This is a genomic window from Bartonella alsatica (genome assembly GCF_013388295.1).
Classification (GTDB): Bacteria; Pseudomonadota; Alphaproteobacteria; order Rhizobiales; family Rhizobiaceae; genus Bartonella; species Bartonella alsatica.
Genome location: NZ_CP058235.1, coordinates 45,209 through 63,324, shown reverse-complemented (window position 1 = coordinate 63,324; position 18,116 = coordinate 45,209). Strand labels below are relative to the sequence as shown.

11 protein-coding genes and 1 tRNA gene are annotated in these 18,116 nt (G+C 35.0%); 3 read left to right on the top strand and 9 right to left on the bottom strand.

Annotation, left to right across the window (positions count from 1 at the left end):
- Positions 1-401: 401 nt before the first annotated feature.
- Entirely contained in the window at positions 402-1,940 is a 1,539-nt protein-coding gene (hutH, locus tag HWV54_RS00290) for a histidine ammonia-lyase (protein ID WP_005865337.1), read from the bottom strand.
- A 1,576-nt stretch (positions 1,941-3,516) separates the two neighbouring features.
- Positions 3,517-3,593: transfer RNA gene (locus tag HWV54_RS00285), tRNA-Arg, on the bottom strand.
- Between the two features lie 255 nt (positions 3,594-3,848).
- Between HWV54_RS00285 and HWV54_RS00280 the strand changes: the two genes are divergently transcribed.
- Together HWV54_RS00280 and HWV54_RS00275 are read left to right on the top strand one after the other, a co-directional pair.
- The gene (locus HWV54_RS00280) at positions 3,849-4,622 is read left to right on the top strand and encodes an NAD kinase (RefSeq protein ID WP_005865339.1); all 774 of its coding nucleotides are present in this window, start codon (positions 3,849-3,851) and stop codon (positions 4,620-4,622) included.
- Positions 4,623-4,769: 147 nt separating this feature from the next.
- Entirely contained in the window at positions 4,770-6,173 is a 1,404-nt protein-coding gene (locus tag HWV54_RS00275; RefSeq protein ID WP_005865341.1) for a DEAD/DEAH box helicase, read from the top strand.
- Between the two features lie 61 nt (positions 6,174-6,234).
- On the opposite strand, the gene gltX (HWV54_RS00270) is transcribed toward HWV54_RS00275, so the two are convergent.
- The 7 genes from gltX (HWV54_RS00270) to HWV54_RS00240 form a co-directional block, all read right to left on the bottom strand.
- On the bottom strand, positions 6,235-7,614 hold the full coding sequence (gene gltX / locus HWV54_RS00270; RefSeq protein ID WP_005865343.1) for a glutamate--tRNA ligase: 1,380 nt from the start codon (positions 7,612-7,614) through the stop codon (positions 6,235-6,237).
- Between the two features lie 12 nt (positions 7,615-7,626).
- Complete coding sequence (locus tag HWV54_RS00265; RefSeq protein WP_005865344.1) at positions 7,627-9,303, bottom strand: NAD+ synthase; 1,677 nt, start codon at positions 9,301-9,303, stop codon at positions 7,627-7,629.
- Between the two features lie 110 nt (positions 9,304-9,413).
- Positions 9,414-10,793, bottom strand: coding sequence for a class II 3-deoxy-7-phosphoheptulonate synthase (locus HWV54_RS00260; protein ID WP_005865346.1), 1,380 nt, complete (start codon positions 10,791-10,793; stop codon positions 9,414-9,416).
- A 74-nt stretch (positions 10,794-10,867) separates the two neighbouring features.
- Positions 10,868-12,253, bottom strand: coding sequence for a glutathione-disulfide reductase (gene gor / locus HWV54_RS00255; RefSeq protein ID WP_005865348.1), 1,386 nt, complete (start codon positions 12,251-12,253; stop codon positions 10,868-10,870).
- Between the two features lie 196 nt (positions 12,254-12,449).
- Positions 12,450-13,007 carry a DUF2059 domain-containing protein gene (locus tag HWV54_RS00250; RefSeq protein ID WP_005865350.1) on the bottom strand — a complete coding sequence of 186 codons (558 nt, stop codon included), beginning with the start codon at positions 13,005-13,007 and terminating at the stop codon, positions 12,450-12,452.
- Positions 13,008-13,112: 105 nt separating this feature from the next.
- Complete coding sequence (gene rpiA, locus HWV54_RS00245) at positions 13,113-13,817, bottom strand: ribose-5-phosphate isomerase RpiA (protein WP_005865352.1); 705 nt, start codon at positions 13,815-13,817, stop codon at positions 13,113-13,115.
- A gap of 457 nt (positions 13,818-14,274) precedes the next feature.
- Positions 14,275-16,545, bottom strand: a complete 2,271-nt coding sequence (locus HWV54_RS00240; protein ID WP_005865353.1) for a ComEC/Rec2 family competence protein — start codon at positions 16,543-16,545, stop codon at positions 14,275-14,277.
- Between the two features lie 113 nt (positions 16,546-16,658).
- Between HWV54_RS00240 and gltX (HWV54_RS00235) the strand changes: the two genes are divergently transcribed.
- On the top strand, positions 16,659-18,086 hold the full coding sequence (gene gltX, locus HWV54_RS00235; RefSeq protein ID WP_005865355.1) for a glutamate--tRNA ligase: 1,428 nt from the start codon (positions 16,659-16,661) through the stop codon (positions 18,084-18,086).
- Positions 18,087-18,116 lie beyond the last annotated feature (30 nt).

The window sequence follows — 18,116 nt, the reverse complement described above, 5'->3', positions numbered from 1 at the left end:
TTATTTCTCCTTTGTTACGACTCATAAAGTATCTAAAAAAAGAAGAATAGATAACAAAATTATTACATTTGAATTATAGAATACACATAATATACTTTTATAATAATAAAAATTATAAACTAATAATTTATAATTTTCTATATTTTAAGATAGAAATAGCAATAAAAAATATTAAAAGAACAATCTCCAAAATATTAGCTTTTATAAATTTGTTCTGAAAAGTTACACTACTATAAACATAATATCAGGAAAGTAAATGGGCATAAATACCCAACATATAGCAGAAAATAAATGAGTACATATTCATTTAATTATTCAAGATATTATCAATATCGCAAATAATATATAAGCAAATCCATGAATTAAATGTTTTTCCTTATTCATTAATTTTAAAATAAATATTATTGGGGAGTTAATGGAGGAAAAATCGTTTTTGGTAAAATGGATAATAAGTGCCCTTCACGCACAAGCATATGCACCTTCTGAAGATCTGGAGCCATATAGCGATCTTTCTTAAGAGAATCAATATTTTTACGTAGTTTCTCTATAACAGTTTGTAAATAGAAGCTTGTTTTTAAAGGTGCACGATATTCAACTCCTTGTGCTGCAACAAGCGTTTCAATACCAATAATAGTAAAAAGGTTTTCACTCATTGTCAGTAATCGACGAGCACCGTGGCACGCCATGGAAACATGATCTTCTTGATTTGCTGACGTTGGTGTTGAATCAACGGAAGCAGGATGTGCCATTTGTTTATTTTCAGACATTAAAGCAGCTGCAGTTACTTCAGCAATCATAAAACCTGAATTAAGACCAGCATTTTGTGCTAAAAAAGCTGGAAGACCATAAGAAACAGCTGGATCAACCATAAGAGCAATACGTCTTTGAGAAATGGAACCTATTTCACATAAAGCAAGAGCTATCTGATCAGCAGCAAATGCTACAGGTTCAGCATGAAAATTTCCACCTGATACAACCTCACCACTGTTTAAAATCAATGGATTATCTGTAACTGCATTCGCTTCAATAGTGAGTGTTTTTGCAGCTGCGATAAGAATATCAAAACACGCACCCATAACTTGTGGTTGGCAACGTATACAGTAAGGATCTTGTACACGATCATCACTACGCAAATGTGCAGCTCTAATTCCTGAATCATTTAAAAGTTTTTCTAATGTTTGTGATACAGCAATTTGTCCATAATGGCCTCGTAAAATATGGATATCAGGATGAAATGGTGCCGTTGATCCCATAATAGCATCTGTTGTCAGTGCTCCTGCAAGAAGCCCACCACATAATGCCCGATAACTATTGAAAAGACCTACAAGAGCAAGTGCTGTTGATGTTTGGGTACCATTAATAAGAGCCAAACCTTCTTTTGCTTCTAAAATAATAGGAGATAGTCCCGCTTTCTCTAAAGCAGCTGCTCCACTCATACGAAATTTTTGAAAAAATGCTTCTCCCTCTCCCATCATAACAGCAGCCATATGAGCAAGTGGAGCAAGATCACCTGATGCACCAACAGATCCTTTCTCAGGAATAACAGGAATAACACCTTTTGCGAGCATATTCTCTAATAAATGTACCAACTCTAAACGAACACCTGAGGCTCCTCTCCCTAAAGAAAGAAGCTTTAAAGTCATTATCAAACGCACAATATTTTCAGCTAAAGGTTCTCCTACGCCACAACAATGTGACAAAATAAGATTTCTTTGTAAAATAGCTACATCGTTTGCATCAATTTTAATCGAAGCTAATTTACCAAAACCAGTATTGATGCCATAAACTGGCTCACTTCCAGCAGAAATTTTAGCAATATGTTCTGCTCCTTTTCTGATAGCTAGATGCGTATCATGATGAAGTTTGCTTACTTCACCACTAAAATAAACAGCTTCAAGTTCGCTAAGCGTTGCCTCACCCGGTTTTAGTATAATAGTCATAAACTTCTTTCTTGTTCACTTAAAATTATAATATTTAGCATCATTGGCCTTATTTATAAAACAAAAAAGCTATAACTACTCTTTGAGAAAAATTGAAATCAATCAGGTAAATAAATTTTTCTTATAATTTATAAACAGTAAAAATAACCCTGTACTTTTTATATATCATTTTTCAGATAAGTTATTTAAAGAATGTTTTTATATCTTTAAATATAAAATTCGCATTAAAGATAATAAAATTATATTATAATTTAAATTTTAAATAAATAAAAATATATATAAAATAATTTAATAATTGATTTTAAATATAATTAACGAAATTATTAAATAATCATATAAACTTTTATATTTTTAAATATAGTTTCTGTTTTTGTGAATATAATTATTTTGTATAATATAACAAAACTTGAAACAAATTTTAATAATTTAATGTTCGAGTATGCAGAAAAGTTTCTATATTCTTTAAATGGTTTTTGCCAAAAGAGCAAATTATTCATAAAAAAGAAATGAGAGTATGTAGTGAGATTGCTCGTTTTAAAAATATAAACTAGGATATACCTTTTTAGTATAAGCGTATAGTATGTAATAAAGCCTAAAGAAGATATAAATCGGCCAGTGAGATATTAGATATGGAGAGTAATATTTAAAAAGCATGACACATAACTTCAACGAACGAAAAAAGTGTTTATATTATATCAACATAAAATCTGTATAGATGTTTTTTGCCTACTGAGTATCAAGAGAGCCTTTTAACCTAAATAATTATGCATCTTGTAAAAAATCTCTAAAGCACATTAAAAACAACTTTTAGTCAAATAAAATATATAGTAATATTCTATCTTCTATAATACAATTACTATAAAGATTATACCATTTGTAGAATAAGCTATGCTTCTTTATAATTTTATATGATGATTTTTTTACTTCAACTATTCAAAACAGGTTAAATCTATATTATAAAATAACATCATCCTAAATAACACTTGCTAAGTCTTTTGCATATAAATACTATTTTTTACCCTGTAATTCTGTTGCATAACGTTATATATCTCTTAGATATAACTCTTATAAATCAAGTAATGCGGTATAAATGCCAATAAATGTTTTTGTATCTTATACAATTAAACAAAAGTGTTTGACATGCCACTTTTATTGCCAACTGCTTAATGGGCGTACAGTAAATAATACAAAAATAATATAAATTGATGTCTCTTTACACATAATTTTCAACAAATATTGTCTTAAGCGAATAATAAAGAATGTTTTCACTTTGTTTACAAAAAGAAGTGAAGACATTCAAAATACAGTTTTTGAATTTGAATCTAATATTGAAACAACAAGGAAAGAAGGTTTTCATGGTAATTTCTTCCATAACATGCCTCTTTCCTTTATTTTAATATTCAAAGTACTCAACGGAAAGGAGTACATAAGCAGTAAATAATTTCACTTCTCTAAAATTATGTGGTTATTTTGTAGATAACTTAACAAATAATACCAATAACCATTTTTTAAAATAATTTAATGTCTTTCAAAATAATACGGTTATAAAAATAGTACGAGATGAGACTAAATAATTTGGTGCACCCGACAGAATTCGAATCTGTGACCTCTGCCTTCGGAGGGCAGCGCTCTATCCAACTGAGCTACGGGTGCTTATAACTGAACAGTGACCTTTTAACTGATCATACTCTCAGCTTCAATAATGAATTATCATTTTAAAAAAAATACTCATTCATGTTTTATATTATAATATAATCTTTTTGTCTTATCCTGCTATAATACATTACATTAAACAAATTACTTTTCGTATATAATGCTTTTTCTTATAAAAATGTTTTTTTATATACAGCTTCAAAATTTTTCCCATATGAGCTAAAAAATACGTTGTGAATATCAGGATAATTCTTAATGATTAAATTACCAAGCCGTTTTCATTTTATTTCCGCCGAAACTGAGGAAGCTAACAAAGCTACTCATAAATTAATTTCTGTTTACGGTCATTCTTCTCTGGAAGAAGCTGACGTTGTTATTGCAATCGGTGGTGATGGAACAATGTTACAAACAGTACGAGACGTTATGAATACCAAAAAACCTATTTATGGTATGAATCGAGGCTCTGTAGGATTTCTTATGAATGAATTTCATGAACAAAAATTGCCAAATCGTATTGCTGCCGCGCATAAAAAAGAAATCCATCCCTTACGCATGATTGCAGAATCTGAATATCAAGGATATATTGAAGCGCTGGCAATCAATGAAGTCTCTCTCTTTCGTCAATCTTATCAAGCAGCCAAAATTCGTATTAGCATTGATAACAATGTACGTATGGAACAATTAAGTTGCGATGGTATTCTCGTTGCTACACCAGCAGGGTCTACTGCATATAATTTATCGGCACAAGGACCTATTTTACCTCTCATGGCCCCACTTATGGCACTTACTCCTGTTAGTCCTTTCCGCCCTCGGCGCTGGCATGGTGCATTACTTCCCAATACGGCAATAGTACGCTTTGATATGCTCGAAGCTGATAAACGTCCTGTAAATGCCGCAGCCGATAATGTTGAAGTTAAGTCAGTTCATTCAGTTACTATTTTAACAGCAACAGAAGTAACAGCTTCAATCCTTTTTGACTCTAATCATTCATGGGATGAACGTATTTTATCAGAACAATTTCGCTATTAATTATTGTATTATGCTTTCTATGTGTATACGGTTGTTATAGTTGACTTTTTTGTGAAGACACCTTAACTCTCCCCAATAGTATAGAATATTTAATTTCATAAATAATTTGGGTAGCGAAATTAAAATCGTAAAGCAGTTGGCAGAAAAATGATACCACCTTTAAACAATTTCGATGATTTAGGTCTTTCCACAAAGGTTATTAAAGCCATAAAATCAGTGGGATATAAAGTTCCAACACCTATTCAGAGTGAAACGATTCCTCATATACTGCAAAGGAAAGATGTCTTAGGTATCGCTCAAACAGGGACGGGGAAAACAGCCTCTTTCGTGTTGCCCATGCTCACAATCCTTGAAAAAGGTCGCGCAAGAGCTCGAATGCCTCGTACTCTTATATTAGAACCAACACGGGAACTTGCCGCCCAAGTTGAAGAAAACTTCGATAGATATGGAATAAATCATCGTTTAAATATTGCACTTTTGATTGGTGGTGTTTCTTTTGAACACCAAGATCGTAAACTTGAACGAGGTGCAGATGTTCTTATAGCAACGCCAGGACGTCTTCTTGACCATTTCGAACGTGGTAAATTGCTTCTTATGGGTGTTGAAATTCTTGTTATTGATGAAGCTGATCGCATGTTAGATATGGGCTTTATTCCCGATATTGAACGAATCTGTAAACTAACTCCCTTTACACGTCAAACTTTGTTCTTTTCTGCAACAATGGCGCCAGAAATTACAAAACTGACAAAGCAATTTTTACATGTTCCTGTATCTGTTGAAGTCACGAAAGCCTCCTCAACAGCGGCCACAATTACACAACGGCTTGTCAAATCTGGAAATAAGTCATGGAATAAAAGAGCTGTTTTACGAGAACTTATCCATAATGAAGGCGATGAACTTAAGAATGCCATTATTTTTTGTAATCGGAAAAGAGATATATCTGAACTTTTTAGATCGCTCGTCAAGCATAAATTTAGTGTAGGTTCACTTCATGGGGATATGGACCAATATTCACGTACGAACACACTAAACGATTTTAAAAATAATAAACTCAAACTTCTTGTTGCTTCTGATGTTGCTGCTCGTGGACTCGATATCCCAGCTGTAAGCCACGTTTTCAATTATGACGTTCCTACCCATGCTGAAGATTACATTCATCGAATTGGTCGTACAGGACGTGCGAATCGTAGCGGGAAAGCTTTCACAATTGTCACAAAAAGCGACCAAAAATATATCAGTGCCATTGAAGAAATAAGCAACGAAAAAATTAAATGGCTCAATGGAGATCTCTCTACTTTAATGACCGATGATCAAGAAAAAAATATCATTTTAAAGAAAAAATGTTCAAAATTGCTAAAAAAAACTGTTCAAAAAAAGTGTATTGTTAAAACTAAAAAGTCCTTAAAAAATGATGAAGTGGATTATATTCAAACCACAAATAATAAAACAAAACCACCTGAACAATATTACTCTCGGAAAAACAAGGAATCCTCTCCCCCTGGATTTGGCGATGATATTCCAGCATTTATGTTCATAAAGACGCGTAATTAAATCGAAAATTTACTATTTTAATAGTATAAAAAGAATATAAAACGTTTAAAAAAAACTACTCTTACTCGCTTTGAGTAACTAACCTTTCTATTACCTTTTGACGCCCTAAAAGCTGCAAAAGTTTTCCCATTTCAGGTCCATGATCCATTCCAGTAAGTGCTTGACGTAATGGCATAAACAAAGCTTTCCCACTACGCCCTGTCTTTTCTTTTAATGCTATTGTCCAAACTTTCCAACTTTCATCATTTAATGCACCTTCAGGTAAAAAATTCAATGACTGACGAACGAAAGAACGATCTTCCACCGCCACTGTATCAAAGTGCTTATCATCATGAATAATTTTCCACCATAAAAAAGCATCATTGACCTTGTCAATATTGCTTCTTATCGCGTTCCAAAAACACTCTGCTTGATCCCCATCAATAGACAGGCTTTCAAGTCGCGTTTTAACTTCCGCATAAGTTAATTCATGAACAAGATGTCTATTCAAAGTGAAAAGATCAGCAGTATCAAATTTTGCAACCGATCTTGATGTATCCTGGAGATTAAAATGTTCTAAAAGCGCAGCTTGATTAGGATAGGCATGCACATTTTGTGATGTTCCAATCAAAACAGCAAGACATTGAATAGCCATAGATTCAAACCCTTCCGCTCGTAGAGAGCGAATAGATAGATCATTATTACGTTTTGAAAGTCCTTTTCCTAAAACTGTAGTTAATAAATTGATGTGACCAAAAACTGGCAATTCTTCACTGAGAGCTTTAAAAAGAGCAATCTGAGTACCTGTATTTGTAATGTGATCATCGCCACGAATAATATGTGTAACAGCCATATCTATATCATCAACAACAGAAGGCAATGTATAAAGGTAGCTTCCATCTTCACGAATTAAAATAGGATCTGAAAGAGATGCTAAATCAATCGTCTGTTTTCCTTTTACTGCATCATTCCAGGAAATTTCTGTTCGCTTTGTCTGTAAAGGATTATTTTCAAAATTAGGAAGAAGAAAACGCCAATGAGGTCTACGACCTTGCGATTCAAATGCTTTTTTATCTTCTGGTGTCAATTTTAATGCAGAACGGTCGTAAATAGGGGGCAATTTACGAGAAAGCTGGATTTTACGGCGCCGATCTAATTCTTCTTCAGTCTCATAACAGGGATAAAGAAGATTACGGTGTTTGAGAATTTCTGCAACTTCATTATACCTACTAAACCGTTTAGATTGGTAATAAATTTCATCTGGTTGAATTCCAAGCCACTCAAGATCAACTGCAATAGCTTCAATAAATTCCTGTTTAGAACGCTCAACATCTGTATCATCATAGCGCAAAATAAATGATCCATTATGCGCTTGCGCATAAAGCCAATTGAATAGAGCAATACGGATATTGCCAATATGAATATAACCTGTTGGCGAAGGCGCAAAACGGACTTTTACCATAAAAAATAACACTCAATTTTTATCGCGAAAACGATTGACAATAGGGTAACGACGATCGCGTCCGAAATTCTTGTAACTAATTTTTACACCGGGTGCAGATTGCCGCCTTTTGTATTCCGCTACATACAAAAGATGTTCAATTTTCTCAACCGTCTCACGTGAATACCCACGTTTAACAATATCACAAATACTCATGTCATTTTCTACGAGAGATTGCAAGATATCATCTAAAATAGGATAAGGAGGAAGAGAATCTTCGTCTTTTTGATTTTCCCGAAGCTCTGCGGAAGGTGCTTTTTCTATAATATTGGCTGGAATCACAATTCCTTTTGGTCCCATCAAATTTTGTAAGTGATTTTTATTGCGCCACTGTGCTAATGTATAGACTTGCATTTTATAAATATCTTTAATAGGATTAAAACCTCCGTTCATATCACCATAAAGTGTTGCATACCCTACAGCCATTTCCGACTTATTGCCTGTCGTTACCACCATTGAACCAAATTTATTCGAAAGCGCCATCAAGAGAGTGCCACGGATACGACTTTGAAGGTTTTCTTCTGTCACATCAGATGACATCCCTAAAAAAACAGGCGCCATTGTATTTAAAAAAACTTCAACAGGTTGCTCAATCGGTATTATTTCATAGCGACACCCCAAAAGAGTTGCACATTCTTTAGCGTCTTGCAATGACTCTTGTGAAGTGTAATGATAAGGCATCATTACGGTACGCACCCTTTCAGAGCTAAGAGCATCCACTGCCATTGCCGTACAAAGAGCTGAATCAATTCCTCCTGAAAGACCAAGAATAACATCCTTAAAGCGATTTTTATTGACGTAATCTCTCAAACCCAAAACACAAGCTTGATAATCAGCAGCTATTCCTGTGAAAAGATTTTCATTGGGACCAGAAATACATTGCCACCCGGTTGTTTTTCGTTGCCAATGACTTACAGAAATATGGCTTTCAAAATGTTTCATTTGAAACATCATTTTGCCTTGTCCATTTAACGCAAAAGAACCCCCATCAAAAACCAACTCATCCTGTCCACCAATTTGATTAGCATAAATGATTGGTATACCAGACTGAAGTGCTTGCGCACGAACAACTTCTATCCGTTTTAGTATTTTATTATGATAATAGGGGGAAGCATTAAGGACGAGAATAATCTCAGCTCCTTTATTTTTAAGCTCTGTACACAGCGAAAAATCATTCCAAATATCCTCACAGATTACTATTCCTAATCCTAACCCGTGATAAATAATCGGCTCAGGACGTGGACCTGGAGAAAATAGTCTCTTTTCGTCAAATTCAGCATAATTAGGTAAATCAAACTTCAAGCTTTCAGAAATTATTCGCCCTTCATCAAGAAGCACGATACCATTATAAATGTTATTATCACGGCTTAGAGGAAGACCAATTATGATTCCTGGACCCCCTACTGTTATTTTTGCTAACTTTTTAACAGCATCTTCACATGTTTTTATAAAAGCAGATTTAAGAACAAGATCTTCCGGTGGATAAGCACTTATAAAAAGCTCTGTGAATAAAACAAGGTCAGCTCCCTCTTCCTTAGCTTTCTGATGTGCCATCACAGCAAGAGAAAAGTTTCCTTCAATATCACCAATAACAGGATTTAATTGGGCAACTGCCACCCGAAAATCGTTTTTTATAAACTTTTGTATCATTTCATCCGTTTAAAATTACAACTCTGTTTTAATCATCGAAAATATTTGTTTTCAAAAGAACCATTTCTCCGATAAATAGCTAAAATAAAAAATGTTATATAACTTTTTGTCTAACCATTTGCAGCAATAGCTACTGAATCAGTATGACGATTTTTTTTAAGAAGTTCAGCAACAAGAAAAGCTAATTCTAATGCTTGATCCGCATTTAATCGCGGATCGCACTGCGTATGATAACGATCAGATAAATTTTCTACAGAAATAGCATGCGCACCACCTGTACATTCAGTTACATCACGACCAGTCATTTCAATATGAATACCTCCTGGATAAGTTCCTTCTCCATAATGCACTGAAAAAAAATTCTCTACTTCCTTTAAAACATAATCAAAGGGACGTGTTTTATAACCATTTACAGTAACCGTATTGCCGTGCATTGGATCACACGACCATATAACCTCACGCTTCTCCCGTTCAACTGCACGGATTAATTTAGGAAGATAATACTTAATTTTGTCATAACCAAAACGTGTGATGAGAGTTAACCGCCCCAATTCATTTTCAGGATTTAGAATATCAATCAATCTTAAAAGCTCATCAGACTCAATAGAAGGACCACACTTCAATCCGATAGGATTTTTAATACCGCGGCAATATTCAACGTGAGCATGATCAATCTGACGTGTACGATCACCAATCCATAACATATGACCAGATGTTGCATACCAATCTCCTGAAGTCGAATCAATTCGCGTCAAAGCCTCTTCATAGCCAAGCAAAAGTGCTTCATGACTGGTATAAAAAGATGTTTCACGTAACGAAGAATTTGTTTTGGACGTAATTCCTATAGAACGCATAAAATCAATCGCTTCAGAAATACGCTCTGCCAATAACTCATAACGCTCACCCTGAGGGCTATTAGAAACAAAACTCAACATCCATGCATGAACATTTTCTAAATTAGCATACCCTCCTTGTGAAAAAGCACGCAATAGATTCAGTGTCGCTGCAGATTGGCGGTAAGCCATAGACATTCGTTGAGGATCAGGAATACGAGAATCCGCCTTAAATTCAATTCCATTAATAATATCTCCCCGATAAGAAGGAAGCTCAACTCCTTCTTTGTTTTCCATGTTTGAAGAGCGTGGCTTTGCAAATTGGCCAGCGATGCGACCAATTTTAACAACGGGTTTTGAACTACCAAAAGTTAAAACAACCGCCATTTGCAAAAATACACGAAAAAAATCACGAATATTATCAGCTTCATGTTCTGCAAAGCTTTCTGCACAATCTCCACCTTGTAATAAAAAAGCTTGACCTTGTGTAACAGCCGCTAATTCATTCTTTAAATCACGCGCTTCACCCGCAAAAACTAAAGGGGGATAGCTTTTTAGCTTTCGTTCAACATCTGCTAAAACAGATTTATCCGGATAAGCCGGAATTTGTTTAATTGGTTTTGTTCTCCAAGAGCCAGGCGTCCATTCTGTTATCATTTGCACTTTCTCCAGAGTTTAAGCGCATAACTTATCGTACTAAAATTTTGCTGCTTACTATAATATTCCGCTGTTCAATTTTCCACTTTTTTCCCATTTTCATATACATAACTTGGTTTATACATTGTTACCAGTTCTTCTGCCATCGTTGGATGCACTGCCATAGTTTTATCAAAGATATCCTTCGTCAGTTTCCCTTTGAGAGATACACCAATAAGCTGCACCATTTCGCCAGCATTTTCACCTAAAATATGAGCGCCCACAACAACACGGTTTTCACCATTAACAACAAGTTTCATAAACGTTTTCTCCGAACTTCCGGAAAGAACATTGCGCATAGGACGAAAAACTGTACGATAAATCTCAACATGCCTATAACGGTGTATTGCATCTTCTTCTGAAAGACCGATCGTTCCAATTTCGGGCTGTGAAAAAACTGCTGTCGCGATTAAATCATGATCAGGTGTGGTAGGTATATTTTCAAACGCAGTCTTAACGAAACACATTGCATCATGAATCGCAACAGGTGTCAATTGAATATGCCCTGTTACATCACCCACAGCCCAAATGTGGGGTACATTTGTTGTCATTCTTTCATCAACAATAATTGCACCAAACTCGTTCACTTTAACACCGGCTCTTTCAAGTCCTAAATCCGTTGTATTTGGTACACGCCCTGTAGCCAACATAATTCGATCAGCACTAATTGTTTGTCCATTTGATAAAACGACATTATAATAATTTCTTACAGCTTGCACTTTAGAAACTGCTGCTCCATAAATAATAGAAATCCCTTTTTTAATCATTGTATCATTAAGCAATTGTCGTAAATCATAATCAAAGTTACGAAGAATTAAGTCACCACGATGAAGTAGCGTTGTTTTCACACCTAATTCATGGAAAATATTAGCGAATTCAACACCTATATATCCACCACCAACAATAATTATTGATTGTGGAAGTTTTTCAAGATCAAAAATTTCATTGGAAGTAAGGCACAAATCACTTCCTCTTATTGCAGTGTTTGGTGCAATTTTTGCTCCCGTCGCGATTAAAATTTTTTCCGCTCTAACCCGCTCACCTGTCACAGAGAGTTCTAATGTGTGATCATCCACAAAAACAGCACGACTCTCATAAATATGAACATTGTTACTTTGTAATCCCTTGCGATAAAGCTCTTCTAATCTTGATATTTCTTTATTTTTAGCCTCAACTAATTTTTCCCAGCTAAAAATTGGATCCGCATACTGCCATCCAAAACCCACACTTTGACGAAACTCTTTTGCATATTGTGAGGCATAAACATATAATTTCTTGGGAACACAACCACGAATAACACAAGTTCCCCCTATACGATATTCTTCTGCTATAGCGACACGTTTACCAAGTTCTCCAGCAAGACGTGCAGCACGTACCCCACCAGAACCACTTCCAATAACAAATAAATCAAAAGATTCCACGAGCTATTCCTTCTCATACGTTCGTATCAATAAGCTATGGTCATGTTATTATCAAATGAAAGTCTTTTTTATTTTCAAGAGCCATTTTTTCTATAAAGCGATACCTTTTAAAAAACACTTTTATTAAAAATGGCGAAGAATCCGCCGCTCTTTAAAATAAATAGGAATCGCGCGTTATTGTAATTATATAATTAAACTACTTTTCATTTTTTGAAGTATTTGAATTAGTAGGCATAATGGAATTACTTAAATTAAGTGTTTCAGACATCTCCTTTTTCACATTTTTTATAAGATCCTGCATAAGAGCAGCACGCCATGTATCAAATGTAGAATAAGCATCATGGGCAAGGTTTGGAACTTCTGTCAAAAATTTTTTACCGGTATCAGAATTATAAAATGCCGTGATTGCATCAAGTTCTTTTTGAGTAAAATATTTTGCATATACATGAGCAATTTCTTTCTCCAAATCAGAGCGTCGTTTAGCCAAAGCAAGCGCTTGCTTATCAACAATATCAGAAATAGCAGTTGCCAAATTGGGATCATCGCCTATCAGTTCATCTTTGAGATCGCGTGCCGCATTTGGTAAAAAATTATCAAATTGGTCAGTCGCACGAATGGCACTGATAGCTTTTCTAGCTGAATTTAAATGTTGAACACTCACACCTTGTGCATGAGCCATTCCAATATTCAGAATCAAAATAGCAATTGCACTAAAATATACGAAAAAACGCTGACAAAAAAATATCTTTTTCATTTAATGATTATCCCGATATAATTATAATTGAAATCTATTATTTTATTTCAAATCTTCAATATCTTTTTTTATTGTGCTAACACTTCTTCATGTAAACAGTCTTCTCTAAAAATCAAAGGAATCTAAAACTTTTATTTGGCCATCAGCCATAGCGATAATTGCACGCGAAGCCAATCCCAAAAAAAGACCATGCTCTACAACACCAGGAATTGCAAGAAGTGCATCTGATAATGATTTTGGTTGCAAAATGCAGCCCCAAAATGCATCAAAAATAAAGTGACCTCCATCTGTTTTAAAAGGGGTTTCTCCATTCATGCGCAATACAACTTCTCCAGAAAGTCCTAAATCATCAGCTACTTTTTCTATGGCTTTACGTGTAGTATGCATACCAAATGGATTGACTTCAATGGGCAATGCAAAAGCACCAAGTCTTTTCACCATCTTTGTTTCATCAGCGATGACAAGCATTGCATGAGATGTTGATGCTACAATTTTTTCATGCAACAAGGCCCCACCTCCCCCTTTAATGAGAGTCATCTCTGGACCAATTTCATCCGCTCCATCAATATCAAGATCTAATTCAGGTATTTTTTCTAAGGTACTGATAGGTATCCTCAATTTACGACAGAGCTGCTCAGAATATTGCGAGGTAGCAACACAAGTCACACGTAAGCCATCTGCCACACGCTCACCAAGAAGATGAATAAACTCATTTACTGTTGAACCAGATCCGATACCAAGCTGCATACCATCTTCAACAAATTCAAGCGCTTTAAAAGCCGCCATTTTTTTTAACTGCTGAACATTCATGAATTACTTTACCTTTTACCAATCAGTAATAGTTATCACAAACTAGATAATAACGAACTAGCCTACTGTCTTAATCTGTTATAAATTTATCCGTCATCCTTTGATTGATGAAGAAATGTTAATTATTATAAAATAAATGATAAGAGTAAAATAGAATAATCAACAACTTTATCTCTGTTTATAAAATTTATTGACATTTTCTATATTCAATAAATACTTTTGTCTTATCGTGCATTATCGATAAGTTGCACACAATAAAATATTTTTTGCAAAATTATAAATTGTTCAGATATCAAAAACATTGTCTATTTTGAAGAAAATTGCAAAAAATTAACCAACTTCAATGAAATTGATAAACTTACAATAACAAAGTACAGACAAAAAGATGAGTTTATCATCTTCTTTTTTTATTGTTATCAAATATCGAAAAAGACCGAGAACACGAAAGGTTTTACAATTACTGTGTATGTTGCCTGTGTATATTCCACGGTCTATGAAATCCCCTTGAAGACCAAATGATTTTTCCACTTTTAGTCATCATAACGCTCCCTCGTGATAATAATTGTTGAGGAGTAAATACTACTTTTGTTTTTTTGATGCATATTTTATCATCCAATGCGAATGCTTTAATCATAATGTCAGCCTCTAAACAACGATCTATTTTTTCATGCAACACAATCACTCTCGATCCATTTTCTAATAAGGACGCACATACATGGTTATCACAAATGAACTGTCCATGAAAAGAAGGGCCATATTTTGTTGGTTTAATCGTCTCATTCACTCCAAATGCTTTGTTCCATATGGATGTCGTGAACTTAGGAATATGGTAACGATCAATATATAATTTCTTTTCATCGACAACGCCTACAAACTTCATACTATCTGCTATAATGAGTTGTATAGGTGAATGCACTAAACAAACGGAAATACCAGCCAGAATAAAAAGACCAAAAAAGAATCTGATGGATGTTTTACAAAAAGTCACTCCAACTAAACCTATACTCAATAAAATCAACGCAGATAACGGCATAAATCCAGGATTAAAAGCAGGAGAAATGGATTTGACAGTGTGAGCAATTTTTATCACAAGATCAACACCAAACCCCATAATTTGAAGTGGTAGCCATTCAAAGTCCCAAAACATTGCGAAGACTGCGATTAATCCAAAAGATATGACGAAGACTGATACTATAGGCAAAGCTAAAGCATTGCTGATAATACTCAAGAAAGCAATATTGGAAAAATGATAAGCAGCATAAATTCCACTGGCAATCCCTGCCACGAACGAAGATGCGCATATTGAAATAATTGGTAAGAACGCAAGCTGAATTACTTCAGCTCCAACATAAGACGGGATAGTTTTTCTTGTCTGAGAAGACAATTTCCCACTCCTCCAGTCAAAAAAAGCAATCAAAGCAGCAGTGGCAGAAAAAGACATTTGAAAACTAGGCCCTAATATTTCATGCGGTGTGACAGCGAGAGTTATCAATCCCGCAATAGAGAAATTACGCATTGTTATAGCAGAACGATTACACAAAACAGCAAACAACATAACAGCAATCATCACAAAACTTCTCTGTGCTGATACAGCTACACCAGATAGTAGCAAATAAAAAGCTGTCATCATTAATGCAGCAACCGCAGCGAATTTTTTAGTGGAATAATAGGATGAGAAAACTGGAAAAAGTGCTAAAAAACTACGAATGCTCACAAGAACTATGCCACTTAACAAAGTCATATGTAAACCTGATATTGATAAAATATGAGCTAATCCAGCCACACGTAATGCTTCATTTGTTTCATTTGAAATACCAGCTCTCTGACCCGTTATAAGAGCAGCTGCAACACTACCCTTTTCTCCATCAATCGCTCTACGGATTCTTTGCGTCATGCTAGTCCGTAAATTTTCAATTTTCTGTAAGAATATATCTAATATTCCATCAGGTTGCGAAACTGATATTTTGCTTGGTTTTCCCAGATAAACTCCTTGAGCACCAATTCCTTTAAAATAATTATGGAAACTAAAGTCGTAACCTCCTGGATAAACTGGCCCAGATAATGCTCGGATCTTGACTTTTCCATGTAATCCATCACCAATTACCAATCCATGTGGTAAACGTCTTGCCATCAAACGAACACGGTGAGGACTATGATGTAATACCGGCTTTTTTGTGCTCAGAACATCTAAAACTAAACGAAATTCTCCTCTTTGTCCTAATTCAATAGAAACAATTCTCCCTGTTAATGTGGTAACAACATCACTGCTCAACATTGGTGTAGCTATACGGTAGGTTTCTATTTTTGCAGCCAAAGCACCCAATACAATACAAGACAAAAATCCTACCAAAATCCAAATTCTTCGATAAAACCGTAAAATATACAATATTCCAACGAATATACTCAGCAACACACCAAATTGTGTCCAACTTGGTTCCCTCTCTAAACTAAAATAGAAAACGATTCCTATGGAAAAAAAGAATAAAATTAAGGGAAAAAGAATTCCAAAAGATATTTCTTTATTGATACAATCTATTAACCATTTCCAAAAAAAAGTGATTGCTTCTTTTAAAGATGTAAATAAAAAAATATTTTGTTTTTCATAATTGATGTTATTTACATAATTAAAGCTAGAAGAAGCGTCCTGCCATATCAAATTTGATTTTTTTCCTTCTGACAACTCACCGCTTGTGAACAAACTATCCTCAACTTTATTTTGATTAAACATTCGCAAATCCCCACTTTACTTGCAATGCGGCTATTGCTCCCCCTATCACCTATGCTAACATAATGCTTCCATAAAGTCCTATAATAACATCTTAATCTTAAAGGAAGAGATCCGTGTCCGTTATTACTCGCTTTGCCCCCTCACCAACAGGCTTCCTCCATATCGGAGGTGCTCGTACTGCCCTCTTTAATTGGCTTTATGCTAAACATACTGGTGGTAAAATGCTACTACGAATTGAAGACACAGACAGAGAGCGTTCTACAGAAGCCGCTGTAAAAGCCATTATAGATGGTTTACACTGGATGGGACTTAGTTATGATGGTGTTCCTATTTCGCAGTTCGAGCGCATAGCACGTCATCGCCAAGTTGCCGAACAATTGGTAAAAGATGGAAAAGCTTATTATTGCTATGCTTCACCTGAAGAATTAGTAGAAATGCGTGAAAATGCCCGCGCAGAAGGCCGTCCACCACGTTATGATGGACGTTGGCGAGATCGTGATATTTCTAAAGCTCCTAAAGATATCAAACCTGTTATTCGCATCAAAGCACCACAAGATGGAGAAACAATCGTACATGACCGTGTTCAAGGTATTGTTCGCTTCCCTAATAAAGATCTGGATGACTTTATTATTTTGCGTTCTGATGGCTCGCCTACTTATATGCATGCTGTCGTTGTTGACGATCATGATATGGGAATAACACATATCATACGTGGTGATGACCACCTCACAAATGCTGCCCGTCAAATAATTATCTTCAATGCAATGGGATGGGATATTCCTGTTATGGCACATATCCCACTTATCCATGGAGAAAATGGCGCAAAATTATCAAAGCGGCATGGTGCACTAGGTGTCGAAGCTTATCGAACAATGGGCTACCTTCCTTCTGCTTTGAGAAATTACTTAGTCCGTCTAGGTTGGAGTCATGGTAATGACGAACTAATGTCAATCGAAGATATGATTTCTTGGTTTGATATTGATGATATTAATAAAGGAGCAGCTCGTTTTGATTTCAAAAAGCTCGACGCTATCAATGGACATTATATACGTATGTGTTCAGATCAAGACCTTTTTGATGCTGCTCTTAACATTTTGCCAGAAATTAAAGGTGGTTTACAAATAATGGAAAAGCTTGATGAAAAACGTCGTGTTCAATTTCTTAAAGCTATGCCTAATTTGAAAGAACGTTCAAAAACACTATGCGAACTTATTGATAATGCCTCTTTCATTTTCACACAGCGACCATTACAGCTCGATGAAAAAGCGCAAATGTTGTTAGATAAAAATGGACAAGCCATTTTAAATGGTGTTTATCTTGTCCTAAAAGCAGTTCATTCTTGGGACACAAAAACGCTAAATGAATCTCTTCGATCTTATGCACAAACACAGAACCTCAAATTCGGATCCATTGCACAACCACTTCGAGCAGCTCTTACAGGACAGCCAATATCTCCGGGAGTTTTTGATGTTCTTATTTTATTAGGACGGGATGAATCTCTCAATCGTATCAATGATCAACTTATCACAACCCCATGCTAACGATCAAGCCTATCAGCATAATGAACTTTC

Excerpts from the sequence above, each read along its gene's own strand:
- hutH (WP_005865337.1), bottom strand. The coding sequence starts at position 1,940 with ATGACTATTATACTAAAACCGGGTGAGGCAACGCTTAGCGAACTTGAA.
- HWV54_RS00280 (WP_005865339.1), top strand. The coding sequence starts at position 3,849 with ATGATTAAATTACCAAGCCGTTTTCATTTTATTTCCGCCGAAACTGAG.
- HWV54_RS00275 (WP_005865341.1), top strand. The coding sequence starts at position 4,770 with ATGATACCACCTTTAAACAATTTCGATGATTTAGGTCTTTCCACAAAG.
- gltX (WP_005865343.1), bottom strand. The coding sequence starts at position 7,614 with ATGGTAAAAGTCCGTTTTGCGCCTTCGCCAACAGGTTATATTCATATT.
- HWV54_RS00265 (WP_005865344.1), bottom strand. The coding sequence starts at position 9,303 with ATGATACAAAAGTTTATAAAAAACGATTTTCGGGTGGCAGTTGCCCAA.
- HWV54_RS00260 (WP_005865346.1), bottom strand. The coding sequence starts at position 10,793 with ATGATAACAGAATGGACGCCTGGCTCTTGGAGAACAAAACCAATTAAA.
- HWV54_RS00250 (WP_005865350.1), bottom strand. The coding sequence starts at position 13,007 with ATGAAAAAGATATTTTTTTGTCAGCGTTTTTTCGTATATTTTAGTGCA.
- rpiA (WP_005865352.1), bottom strand. The coding sequence starts at position 13,817 with ATGAATGTTCAGCAGTTAAAAAAAATGGCGGCTTTTAAAGCGCTTGAA.
- HWV54_RS00240 (WP_005865353.1), bottom strand. The coding sequence starts at position 16,545 with ATGTTTAATCAAAATAAAGTTGAGGATAGTTTGTTCACAAGCGGTGAG.